This is a genomic window from Xenorhabdus ehlersii (assembly GCF_003610465.1).
Lineage (GTDB): Bacteria > Pseudomonadota > Gammaproteobacteria > Enterobacterales > Enterobacteriaceae > Xenorhabdus > Xenorhabdus ehlersii.
The window spans coordinates 1-11,857 of the sequence record NZ_RAQI01000003.1 but is presented as its reverse complement, the minus strand read 5'-3'; the positions used below and the strand labels follow the sequence as shown (position 1 = coordinate 11,857).

Here is an 11,857-nt window from a genome sequence, read left to right as displayed (position 1 = left end):
AAACTCACGACTATCCAGCACACACTCTTCTATCACGATCAATTCCTTTGTTCTCAATGATATTATTTAAATAATTTATATATTTTATATTTTCACTTTCATCATATTTTGTTAATGTTGTTTTATCTGTTAACAAAAAAATAAAATACTCCATGCCAATGCCTGATAAATCTGCATCTGATATACCAATATCTGATACATCAGAATCCGAGAATCCTCTACCACACAAGGCTTCTTCATTTAAAGAAGGTATTTGGGATAGTCTCCCAATCGCCATTGGTTATATTCCCATCTCTTTTGCATTTGGCTTAAGCGCCACTAAATTGGGGTTTACTCCTATAGAGGCCATATTTTTTTCCTGTGTCATTTATGCTGGTGCCAGCCAGTTTGTCATCACCGCTTTACTGAGCGCAGGAATGTCATTGTGGTTTTCTGCGCTAACCGTAATGGCAATGGATATCCGCCACATTTTGTATGGCCCAGCCTTGCGTTATCGCATCAAACAAAAATTGTCGGAAAAGAAAACCGTAATTTGGGCCTTTGGCCTGACTGATGAAGTTTTTGCCGCAGCAACAGCCAAATTGATTAAAGACCAACGAAGTTGGAGTGAAAACTGGATGGTCGCCATTGCAGCATGTTCCTGGCTCTCTTGGGTGTTGGGTACCGTAGCTGGGGCCATATTGGGTAACGGTTATTTGAGTTCTTATCCCGCCATTGAAGCTGCCATGATATTTATGCTTCCGGCTCTATTCTTAAGTTTTTTGTTAGCATCTTTCAAAAAACAAAATACCTACTGTGTTACCGCTGCTTTATTAGGCGCATTAATGGGAATCACATTTTTTTCAATCCCCATCGCGATTCTCGCGGGGATCGTGAGTGGATGTTTAGCCGCACTTTTGCAAACTAAAAATGCATGATTAGCACCTTACATAATTAATATATTACATATTTAGCTCATTATATGATTGATAATAAAATACTTCTTATCGGACTTATTGTAGGCGCTGCCAACTTTTTATTCCGCTATCTTCCTCTGCGTCTGGGTGTCAATCGCTCGCCGGCAGAAAAAAAAGGAAAAATGGGTGTCATACTCGACAGCATTGGTATTGCATCAATTTGTTCACTCCTTATCGTCTCAAGCATTCCTGACGTCATGAAGGAGCACAACAAATTTTTTCCGACTCTCATTGGCAGCCTAACCATCTGTCTGTTTTTCTACAAAACTCGAAGCATCATTATTTCAACACTGTCTGGTGCCATAGCTTTTGGAATAATATTCAAGCTATTTATGAATTAGGTATCAATATTAAAAGAAATATGATGATAATAAATAACTATAATTGCTAAATTTAACTTTTAATATAGTATTTGTATGGTTTTTAACAAAAGTTACTTTACCGGTTGAAACTAATAAGGTATCTAAACAATGGAAAGTTCATTCACTCCCACAGAAGAGTTACTTAATTGCCGTGTAGCACAGCAAAAAAGTTTACCCTATCAAGAGATATTACTGACTCGCTTATCTATGCATGTCCAGAGCAGGCTTCTAGAAAATCGCAACAACATGCTGAAAGCACAAGGAATCAATGAAACCTTGTTTATGGCTCTGATGATTCTGGATACCAAAGAAAGCCGTAGCATTCAGCCATCAGAACTCAGCGCTGCATTAGGCTCTTCCCGTACAAATGCAACCCGAATTGCAGATGAATTAGAAAAGCAGGGCTGGATAGAGAGAAAGGAGAGCCATAATGATCGTCGTTGTCTCCATCTCCATCTCACAGAAAAAGGTTCAAATTTCTTGAACAGTTTACTTCCACCACAGCATGAATGCCTGGTTAAGCTTTGGTCTATCCTGGATTCAGAGGAGAAAAAACAGTTAGAAAAATTGATGAGAAAAGTTTTGGGACAATTAGATAATATTGGGGATTGTTTAAGTAAGTGATTGCCTTTCTTCTGGACGGTCTTGAACTAAGAAAACATGTTATAGCAACATGATCTAAAAAAACTTTTCTACTAGCCTGTATCATCAGATACTTCGTATGGCTAACTATTATCTTCAGATAATACTTAAATCCATATCGTTCGTCTCTTCCAGTAGTGTAAGCGCACACTACTGGAAACGTGTTTTGTCCTGTCGGGGCCACACAATTAATAATAAGTTAAAAACAAATATGGGGACTCTCCATGAGTATTAGTGAGAAAGCATCACTTCCGTCTAGCGAAAAAACGCTATCCTCAAGCGAAAAACACTCTCCTGCAAAGGTGAAAACAAAAAATAGGACTAAAAAACAGAAACGCCGCCATATCATTACGTTATTGATAATATTTTTCCTTCTGCTTGGGGCTGGCTATACCGTTTACTGGTTTCTCACTTTACGTCACTGCCAAGAAACCGATAATGCCTATGTTACAGGTAATCAGATACAAGTCATGTCGCAAATTGCAGGTAGTGTCGTAACTGTTAATTTTGACAATACTGATTTTGTGAAAAGTGGTCAGCCTCTTATCCAACTCGATCCTCGTGACGCCGAATTGGCCCTGGAAAGAGCCAAAAATGAATTAGCCAATACTGTCCGAATCACTCATCAACACATGATCGACAGTAAAAGATATCAAGCCATCATTGAGCTGAAAAAAATTGCTCTCAGAAAAGCGCAAAGTGATCTCAATCGAAGGGAAATATTGGGAACTCAGAATTTGATTGGTAAAGAAGAGTTGCAACATATGCGCGAAACTGTCTCTGCTGCCCAAGCTGATCTGGATGTTGCAATAGCTCAATATAAAAGCAATCAAGCCATTATTTTGGATACTCCACTGGGAAAACAGCCAGCTATCGAAAAAGCGGCCTCCGGCGTTCGTGATGCCTGGCTCGCCTTGCAGAGAAACAATATTGTCAGCCCTGTTGATGGTTATGTTGCTCGTCGTAGCGTTCAGGTAGGTTCCCGTATCAATTCAGGAACACCATTGATGGCGATTGTACCCGCCAACAATATGTGGATTGAGGCCAATTTCAAAGAAACCCAACTGGCAAATATGCGGATTGGACAGCCGGCTACAATCATCAGCGATTTCTATGGTGACGATATTGTCTATACTGGCAAGGTTGCAGGTATCGATATGGGAACCGGTAGTGCCTTTTCCCTATTGCCAGCACAAAATGCCAGCGGAAACTGGATTAAGGTCGTACAACGCTTGCCAGTCCGTATTGAACTTGATCCTGAACAATTAAAACAACATCCATTGCGAATTGGGTTATCAACAAAAGTCACCGTGGACACAGCGAACACCGATGGAACTGTACTGGCAACCACCGGACGTACCCTTCCGGCCTACCAGACCAAAGCCTTGACGATAGATATGGCTCCTGTAAACAAAATAGTTACTGACATTATTAATAGTAATGCAGGAAACCAAATTTAAGGAGGGGTCATGGTAACAAGAGAACCGCTTACAGGTGCGAAACTCGCCATTTTGACCATTATTCTTTCAATGGCGACTTTCATGCTTGTTCTCGACTCTACCATTGCCAACGTCGCCATACCGACGATTGCTGGTAATCTGGGTGCATCAAGCTCGCAGGGAACATGGGTGATTACCTCCTTCGGTGTCGCAAACGCAATTTCCATTCCTATCACCGGTTGGTTAGCAAAGCGTTTCGGTGAAGTGAAATTGTTCCTCTGGTCTACCGCAATTTTTACTCTTTCATCTTGGCTATGTGGCCTTTCCAACAGCCTCGGTATGTTAATTTTCTTCCGCGTTATGCAAGGGTTGGCCGCAGGCCCCGTACTCCCCCTTTGCCAAAGTTTGTTGTTAAATAACTATCCACCAGCGAAACGCAACATGGCATTGGCACTATGGTCGATAATGATTGTTGTTGCCCCCATTTGTGGACCTATCCTTGGTGGCTATATCAGTGATAACTATCATTGGGGATGGATTTTTTACATCAATATCCCCCTTGGTATTGCAATTATCTTTATTATCACGCAGCTATTGCGTGGCCGAGAAACAAAAACGGAAATCCGCCCCATCGACATTATTGGGCTGTTTTTACTGGTGATTGGTGTAGGCAGTCTGCAAATTATGCTTGACCAGGGCAAGGAACTTGATTGGTTTAATTCCACCGAAATTATTATCCTTACTATTACTGCTATTATCGCACTTATTTTCCTGATCATATGGGAACTGACTGATGATCATCCGATAATCGATCTATCCCTGTTTAAGCTACGCAACTTTTCCATTGGTACGCTGAGTATTAGTCTCGGCTTCATGATGTACTTTGGTTCGATTGTTTTACTGCCACAGCTATTGCAAGAAGTTTACGGCTATACCGCAACGTGGGCTGGCTTTGCGGCTGCACCTATAGGATTGCTGCCACTGTTATTGTCACCCGTCATTGGCAGGTTTGGCCATAAGATAGACATGCGCTATATCGTGACATTTAGTTTCATTACTTATGCGATTTGCTTCTATTGGCGGGCGTATACCTTTGAACCAGACATGGGTTTCGCTGCTACAGCATGGCCTCAGTTTGTTCAAGGGCTTGCCATGGCATGTTTCTTTATGCCATTGACAACCATTACATTATCAGGGCTAGGGCCAGAACGAATGGCCTCAGCTTCCAGCCTGTCAAATTTTACCCGTATATTGTCGGGTTCAATCGGGACATCTCTCACAACTACAATGTGGACACAACGTGAATCGATGCACCACTCGAACCTTACGGAGTACATCAACCCATATAACCCTAATTATCAGCAAATACATCAGCAATTAGCTCAATTAGGCATGAATGATGAACAAATATCAGCTTATCTGGCAAAACAGATCACTCATCAAGGATTAATTATCTCTGCCAATGAGATCTTTTGGCTTTCAGCAGGTATATTCCTTATCTTGACATTATTGATCTGGCTGGCAAAACCGCCTTTTTCTGCCGGAGGTAAAGACCACGGGGGAACGCATTAAGCTTATTATATTGAATATACAGATTTTAACGGGAGTATTACTCCCGTTAAAAAAATGCTACAGCCACAACCCTCTCATCATCATAAAGTATTACTTACGATTGAGAGGATTGTGCAGTAAATTCAAGAGGACAGTCGTGACAATTCCCGACTCCTGGTAATTTATTTCTTTGGCAGCAACAACGGCGTTGGGTCATGACTATCCAATAAATGGGGTATTTATTCTGGCTCACTAAGGATATGATCTTTCTTTTTTATCAAATGATAATAAAAATGATTATTATTAATAACCATGAAAAAAGTAACGAATTTAGAGAAAATAAAAACTTAACTCAATAATTTTATTTAAAATAATAACAAGTGTTTTATTTAATTTTGAGAAATATTTTTTATGAAATAATAAAAACAAACTTAATAAATAAAGGGAATAAAATAAGGCCCTGACTAAATAGACAGGGCCTTATTAGCAATGGATATTAAACTATCTATTTCCAAGTCACTATTCTTTGACTAAATAGCAACTTGAGATAGGTAATAAATTAAATCTTATTCTGGCGCCACCATTCCGCCAGCATAATACCTGTTGCAACAGAAACATTCAGGCTTTCTACCCGCCCCGTTCCACCAATAGAAAGACGAATGTCACCATCTTCCCAAATGCTGTCACTTAATCCGTCACTTTCCTGACCCAACACCAAGACCATTTTTTCTGGCAATGTTGCTTGTGCCAGTGTTGTGCTACCTTTATGACTTGATGTGGTCACAATTGTATAGCCTTGGTTACGGAATTGATTTAGCGCAGCCGTGAATCCATCTGCATCAATGCCTTTGATGTGCTCAGCGCCTCCTTCTGCTGTACGAACAGCCGCACCTGATTCCAACAGCGCTGTATCCTGCAAAATCACACCCTGTACGCCAAAATGCGCACAACTACGCATAATTGCGCCAAGATTATGTGGGTTACCTACATTTTCCAATGCCAATACACAATCTTTTACTGGTGCCTGCTGCAAATAGGTTTCCACATCCAAACCATTGCGTTTCTTAATCAGGAAACATACGCCACCGTGATGCTCTGTACCTGATGCCTTGGATAGCTCTTCGTCGTCAACTACATGGTAAGCTTTGCGATTTGCCGCCATCCATTTCAATGCATCGCGAAAACGCGGCGTGACCGATTGAACAAACCAGGCCCGAACAATCGCATCAGGACGGTTCTGGAACATTGCCTGACAAGCATTTTCCCCATAGATGCGAGTTTCTTCCAAACGCTGACGACGAAGCTGTTCAGGATCAATGTTGCTTTTGCCGCTAATACCTTGATGCTCTGGACTAAGAGATTCGCCCTCTGGACGGGAGATAGTTCTCCACGGAGAACGATCGCCTGAACGCACTGGGCGTTCATTGCCACGACGGCGGTCACCCTGATCACGCCCTTTACCAAACGGACGGTTATCACTCTTACGGCTGTCACTGTTTTGACGACGATCTCCGCCCTTACGGTTATCGTTATTGTCCTCATTATTGCGGACATACATTACTTTGACTTTGCCGTTCTTACCACTATAGGAATCGTTCATTTATTTCTCCAACTGCGTTATGGCGCGCAGATTACCCGATGTACGCGCCCGAAGCTACCTCTGGTAACGACAATCCATTAAAATATCCGCTAATTTTTTACTGATTTTATCCACAAACATGTTTGAGTTCTTAAATGAGAAATAACAACGCCGTTTATCAGCTTCGCCAACGCCGCCTTGCCCGTTCTACCCGCCCTTTTCTGGCAAGAGGGTGCCGGGTGCCGCGTTGCCTGCATTGTTTATTACCCCAAAAAAAATGTCTGTGTGGAATGATTTCACCTGCAAATGCGGAAAGCCGCTTCTGTCTCATCATGTTCGATACTGAGCCGATGAAACCCAGTAATACGGGAAAGTTGATTGCAGATATTCTGCCTGATACATGCGCTTTTCTCTGGTCTAGAACCGAGCCTGATCAACAACTGCTCGAAGTCGTGCGTGATCCAACCCGACAACCCTATCTGATCTTCCCAGACAGTTATGCTACGCCTCCTCGTACGGTGTATCAGAAGATCCCTGCTAACCAAAAACCACCGCTGTTCATTATATTGGATGGTACTTGGCCTGAAGCAAGAAAAATGTTTCGTAAAAGCCCATATTTGGATGATATTCCCCTATTGTCTATTAATAATATTGCCAAAATGGACTATTTACTTCGGGTTCCCTCCAGAACAGAACAACATTGTACTGCCGAGGTCGCGGCTGCGGCATTAGAATTAGCTGGGGATATTAAAGCGTCACAATCATTATTAAATCATTTCAATCACTTTCGTGAACAATATCTGGCAGGAAAATCTAATCATCTGTAGGAATAACTCACAGTAATGCTTGACAATCCGCGCTAAAGTAACTGACGGTGGCTAAAGTTATTCATGGTAATTGTTTAATCAACAGTGATTGTTTATTGATGTGATAACTAATAAGGAACCCCGGAAATGAGCCAGCGCGGACTTGAAGCATTATTACGCCCTAAATCTATCGCCGTTATTGGTGCTTCTGAAAAGCCAGAAAAAGCCAGTTCAGTGTTGATGAGAAATTTGTTAATGGGTGGATTTACAGGGCCTATTCTCCCCGTAACACCAAACAAATCTGCCGTTCTGGGTGTGTTAGCCTATCCTTCTATCGATAAATTACCATTATCTCCTGATCTGGCTGTGATCTGTACTCATCACAGTCGCAATTTGTCTTTACTAGAGCAATTGGCTCAACACGGATGCAAAACCGTCATCATTTTATCCTCCCCGCCATCACAATTTACTGAATTGAAACAGTGCAGCCAAAAACATCATCTCCGAATTCTGGGACCTAATAGCCTTGGCATCTTAGCACCCTGGAGCGGGCTAAATGCCAGTTTTTCCCCGATCCCTATCCTTAAAGGTAAACTCGCCTTTATTTCACAATCAGCAGCAATATCCAACACAATTCTGGACTGGGCCAACCATCGTAATATTGGTTTTTCGTATTTTATTGCCTTGGGTGACAGTGTTGATATTGATATTGATGACCTGCTCGACTTTTTAGCAAGAGACAGTAAGACCAGTGCTATTTTGTTGCATCTCGAACATATCAGCGATGCCCGCCGTTTTCTTTCTGCTTCCCGAAGCGCTTCACGCAATAAACCTATTCTGGTCGTGAAAAGCAGTCGTACCCGGAAAGTTCAGAAGTTACTGGGAGAACAACAAAATTTCGATGCTGCTTATGACGCAGCCATTCAACGCGCCGGATTACTGCGTGTACAAGATACACATGAAATGTTCTCCGCAGTGGAAACATTGAGTTTTATGCGGCCATTGCGCGGAGAACGTTTATTAATCGTCAGTAATGGGGCAGCGCCTGCGGCGATGGCACTGGATGAACTATTCAGGAGAACTGGCAAACTCGCTATATTAGGTGAGGAAACGATCAATGGATTGTCTGGCATACTTCCAGACACGCTGCTTTTACGTAATCCATTGGATATCGGTGATGACTCCTCCACCGAACGATATATTGCTGCACTCAGGTTACTTTTGGATAGTCATGATTATGATGCCTTATTGTTAATCCACTCTCCTAGTGCCATATCCCACAGCCAAACTACAGCGGTTAGAGTTATACAAACCATTAAAGAGCATCCTCGTGGGAAATGGCTCACTATTTTCACTAATTGGTGCGGAGAATACTCTTCATTGGAAGCCCGACGTCTGTTCAGTGAGGCTGGTATTCCAACTTATCGGACACCAGAAGGTGCCATTACCGCCTTTATGCATATGGTGGAATATCAGCGAAACCAAAAACAGTTAAAAGAAACACCATCTTTACCCATTGGCATCACATCGAATACGTCTCGAGCCCATGAATGTATACAGAAGGCGCTTGATAACGGGAATGTCCGACTGGATACCCATGAAGTACAACCTATTCTCGATGCTTACGGTTTAAATACTTTACCGACTTGGATCGCCCATACCAGTGATGATGCGGTCAATATTGCAGAAAAAATTGGCTATCCTGTGGCATTAAAGCTCCGCTCCCCTGATATTCCACATAAATCAGAGGTTCAGGGAGTGATGCTTTATTTACGTAATGCTGATGAAGTTAAGGCCGCAACACAAGCGATTATTGAACGTGTCAAACAAAACTTCCCGCAAGCCAGGATTCATGGATTATTAGTACAAAGCATGGCTAATCGGGCTGGCACACAAGAGCTGAGAATTGCTATTGAGCAAGACGAGATATTTGGTCCCTTAATCATGCTAGGCGAGGGAGATATTGATTGGGTGCATGAAACACAGGCGGCTGTCGCTCTTCCTCCCCTTAATATGGCATTAGCCCGTTATCTGGTTATTCAGGCAATTAAGAGTGGCAAAATAAAATCTGGCGGTTCACTTTTGCCGCTGGATATTCTTGCCCTCAGCCAGTTATTGGTCAGAGTATCCAATCTTCTGATCGATTGCCCTCAAATTACTCGTATGAATATCCATCCACTGCTTGCATCAGGTAATGAATTCACGCTATTGGATGTGACAATGGAGTTGATGACAGTAACAGGCGATCCCCACAATAGACTGGCTATCCGGCCTTATCCTAATGAACTGGAAGAAACTATCTACATCAAAGATGATCTTGAATGTTTGCTACGACCAATCCTGCCGGAAGATGAACCTTTGCTGAAAGCATTTATCGGTCAAGTAACAAAGGAAGATCTTTATTATCGCTATTTCAGTGAAATTAACGAGTTTACTCATGATGATCTTGCAAACATGACCCAAATTGATTACGACCGAGAAATGGCATTCGTAGCGATCCGACATCCAGCAACAACACCTGAAATTATTGGTGTCGCTCGTGCTATGGCTGATCCCGATAATATCGAAGCTGAATTTGCGATATTAGTCCGATCAGATCTGAAGGGGATTACGTTAGGTTATCAACTTATGACTAAACTGATTAACTATACAAGAGAACATGGTATTCAGGCACTAACGGCTATCACTATGCCTGAAAACCGTAATATGATCCAACTTGCGAAAAAACTTGGGTTTACCATTGATATACAGTTAGAAGACGGTATTGTTAATCTTATGTTGAAACTCTAGCAAAAAATAAATTCAATGTGCATCTCGTGATGAGTGATAAAAAATGCTCACTCCGTGATAGATCGCACAGTCTTAAAGCAATCAACTCAAGAGAGTTAATTCATACTCACAATGAACCAAACTAATGGTATCATCGCCAGATCATTTTGATTCATACACCTTATGATGGTATTAACTCCATCTAGACTAAGAGAAAAACGCACTGTGATGTTGTCCAAATTTAAACAAGCAAAACACCAACAACACCTTGCACAATTGCCTAAGCTACCGCAATCAGTTGCTGACATTGAGACACTTTATGAATCTAAAGTATTTCGCAGCACCGTATTGGAACGTATAGAAAATGCCCAAAAGCATATCTATATCGCCGCCTTATATTTAGAAAATGATGATGCAGGGCGGGATATTCTGACTGCATTATATGAAGCCAAACAAAAACGCCCTGAGCTGGATATAAAGATCCTAGTCGATTGGCATCGTGCCCAACGTGGTCGTATTGGTGTAGAAGCTGCGGCAACAAATGCAGATTGGTACTGCTCCATGGCTGAAAGCTACCCTGATGTCAACATTTCCATCCTGGGTGTTCCAGTGAATACTCGTGAAGCACTGGGAGTTTTACATCTGAAAGGCTTTATCTTTGATGATACGGTTATTTACAGCGGAGCCAGTATTAATGATGTCTATTTGCACCGCAATGAAAAATATCGTTACGATCGTTATCATTTACTGCATAACGCGAAACTTGCTGTGGTCATGAAGCAATTTATCGATGATAGTATTATTAGTGCAGAAGCCGTAAAAAATTTAGCCTGCCACAATCGTCCTCGTAGCCTTCAAATTAAAAATTTGATCCGCCAATTTCGTGCTTCATTGAGGAATGCCGAATATCACGTTGAAAATCAAGCATCCAATGAAGAATTGGCAGTAACTCCCCTTGTGGGATTGGGCAAAAAAAATCTGCTGAACAAAACAATTTGTCATCTCATGTCTTGCACTGAAAACAAGCTGGTTATTTGTACACCTTATTTCAATTTACCAGCAGTATTAGTACGTGCAATATCTCGGCTACTCCGCCAAGGAAAGCAAATTGAGATCATCATTGGAGATAAAACAGCTAATGATTTTTATATTCCACCAGAAGAGCCATTTAAAATTATTGGGGCATTGCCTTATCTGTATGAAATTAACTTACGTCGATTCACTAGTCGGCTGCAAAAGTTTATCGATAGCCAACAATTAACTATTCGGTTATGGAAAGATCAAGATAACACTTATCACTTAAAAGGGATCTGGGTTGATAATAAATGGCAATTAATTACGGGTAATAACCTTAATCCTCGCGCATGGGGATTAGATCTGGAAAATGCCATTCTTATTCACGATCCCCACCAAGAGATGAACAAGCAACGTACAATGGAATTGGATTGCATCCGTACTCATACAAAAATTATCCACAGTTATCAGGAAATAGAAAGTATTCAACTCTATCCTGTTAAGGTACGCAAACTGATACGACGCTTGCGCCGTATTCGGGTGGATCGATTAATCAGTAGAATACTGTAGAATAGATAAATAATTATTGTTTTTTTGAATCCCCTCTCGCTATTGCCAGAGGGGATTTTTGTATTTTATTTATCAAACGGCTATGATTTAGAAAAATAAATTATGGCGTGAATTGCGATGAAAAAAAACATCACCACTCTGATACGAAATATATTAATGATTTTTCCTA

10 protein-coding genes and 1 pseudogene are annotated in these 11,857 nt (G+C 41.5%); 8 read left to right on the top strand and 3 right to left on the bottom strand.

What is annotated here, in order from left to right; all coding sequences use genetic code 11:
• Positions 1-10: 10 nt before the first annotated feature.
• Positions 11-277: a hypothetical protein gene (locus BDE27_RS19940; protein ID WP_244208788.1), complete on the bottom strand. Its 267-nt coding sequence runs from the start codon at positions 275-277 to the stop codon at positions 11-13.
• Here BDE27_RS19940 and BDE27_RS10380 point away from each other — a divergent pair.
• The 5 genes from BDE27_RS10380 (at position 159) to emrB (ending at position 4,971) form a co-directional block, all read left to right on the top strand.
• Entirely contained in the window at positions 159-917 is a 759-nt protein-coding gene (locus BDE27_RS10380; protein ID WP_244208765.1) for an AzlC family ABC transporter permease, read from the top strand. The genes BDE27_RS19940 and BDE27_RS10380 overlap by 119 nt on opposite strands.
• A 44-nt stretch (positions 918-961) precedes the next feature.
• Positions 962-1,297: an L-valine transporter subunit YgaH gene (gene ygaH, locus BDE27_RS10375; RefSeq protein ID WP_099131082.1), complete on the top strand. Its 336-nt coding sequence runs from the start codon at positions 962-964 to the stop codon at positions 1,295-1,297.
• Positions 1,298-1,426: 129 nt separating this feature from the next.
• The gene (mprA, locus tag BDE27_RS10370; RefSeq protein WP_099131081.1) at positions 1,427-1,942 is read left to right on the top strand and encodes a transcriptional repressor MprA; all 516 of its coding nucleotides are present in this window, start codon (positions 1,427-1,429) and stop codon (positions 1,940-1,942) included.
• A gap of 242 nt (positions 1,943-2,184) precedes the next feature.
• Entirely contained in the window at positions 2,185-3,420 is a 1,236-nt protein-coding gene (emrA, locus tag BDE27_RS10365) for a multidrug efflux MFS transporter periplasmic adaptor subunit EmrA (RefSeq protein WP_099131080.1), read from the top strand.
• A 9-nt stretch (positions 3,421-3,429) separates the two neighbouring features.
• Entirely contained in the window at positions 3,430-4,971 is a 1,542-nt protein-coding gene (gene emrB, locus BDE27_RS10360) for a multidrug efflux MFS transporter permease subunit EmrB (RefSeq protein ID WP_099131079.1), read from the top strand.
• A 94-nt stretch (positions 4,972-5,065) separates the two neighbouring features.
• Here the strand turns inward: emrB and BDE27_RS10355 are convergent.
• A pseudogene (locus BDE27_RS10355) lies at positions 5,066-5,212 on the bottom strand ((2Fe-2S)-binding protein); the annotation flags it as partial.
• Between the two features lie 297 nt (positions 5,213-5,509).
• Complete coding sequence (locus BDE27_RS10350) at positions 5,510-6,550, bottom strand: tRNA/rRNA methyltransferase (protein WP_099131078.1); 1,041 nt, start codon at positions 6,548-6,550, stop codon at positions 5,510-5,512.
• A 134-nt stretch (positions 6,551-6,684) separates the two neighbouring features.
• On the opposite strand from BDE27_RS10350, the gene BDE27_RS10345 reads away from it, so the two are divergent.
• The 3 genes from BDE27_RS10345 (at position 6,685) to pssA (ending at position 11,688) form a co-directional block, all read left to right on the top strand.
• Positions 6,685-7,356, top strand: coding sequence for a tRNA-uridine aminocarboxypropyltransferase (locus BDE27_RS10345; protein ID WP_099131077.1), 672 nt, complete (start codon positions 6,685-6,687; stop codon positions 7,354-7,356).
• Positions 7,357-7,482: 126 nt separating this feature from the next.
• Positions 7,483-10,125 carry a bifunctional acetate--CoA ligase family protein/GNAT family N-acetyltransferase gene (locus tag BDE27_RS10340; RefSeq protein WP_099131076.1) on the top strand — a complete coding sequence of 881 codons (2,643 nt, stop codon included), beginning with the start codon at positions 7,483-7,485 and terminating at the stop codon, positions 10,123-10,125.
• Positions 10,126-10,329: 204 nt separating this feature from the next.
• Complete coding sequence (pssA, locus tag BDE27_RS10335; protein ID WP_099131075.1) at positions 10,330-11,688, top strand: CDP-diacylglycerol--serine O-phosphatidyltransferase; 1,359 nt, start codon at positions 10,330-10,332, stop codon at positions 11,686-11,688.
• Positions 11,689-11,857: the final 169 nt, after the last annotated feature.

What these genes read in the sequence shown, in the direction of transcription:
- BDE27_RS10380 (WP_244208765.1), top strand. Translation starts at nt 159, where the DNA reads ATGCCTGATAAATCTGCATCTGATATACCAATATCTGATACATCAGAA.
- BDE27_RS19940 (WP_244208788.1), bottom strand. Translation starts at nt 277, where the DNA reads ATGGCGATTGGGAGACTATCCCAAATACCTTCTTTAAATGAAGAAGCC.
- ygaH (WP_099131082.1), top strand. Translation starts at nt 962, where the DNA reads ATGATTGATAATAAAATACTTCTTATCGGACTTATTGTAGGCGCTGCC.
- mprA (WP_099131081.1), top strand. Translation starts at nt 1,427, where the DNA reads ATGGAAAGTTCATTCACTCCCACAGAAGAGTTACTTAATTGCCGTGTA.
- emrA (WP_099131080.1), top strand. Translation starts at nt 2,185, where the DNA reads ATGAGTATTAGTGAGAAAGCATCACTTCCGTCTAGCGAAAAAACGCTA.
- emrB (WP_099131079.1), top strand. Translation starts at nt 3,430, where the DNA reads ATGGTAACAAGAGAACCGCTTACAGGTGCGAAACTCGCCATTTTGACC.
- BDE27_RS10350 (WP_099131078.1), bottom strand. Translation starts at nt 6,550, where the DNA reads ATGAACGATTCCTATAGTGGTAAGAACGGCAAAGTCAAAGTAATGTAT.
- BDE27_RS10345 (WP_099131077.1), top strand. Translation starts at nt 6,685, where the DNA reads ATGAGAAATAACAACGCCGTTTATCAGCTTCGCCAACGCCGCCTTGCC.
- BDE27_RS10340 (WP_099131076.1), top strand. Translation starts at nt 7,483, where the DNA reads ATGAGCCAGCGCGGACTTGAAGCATTATTACGCCCTAAATCTATCGCC.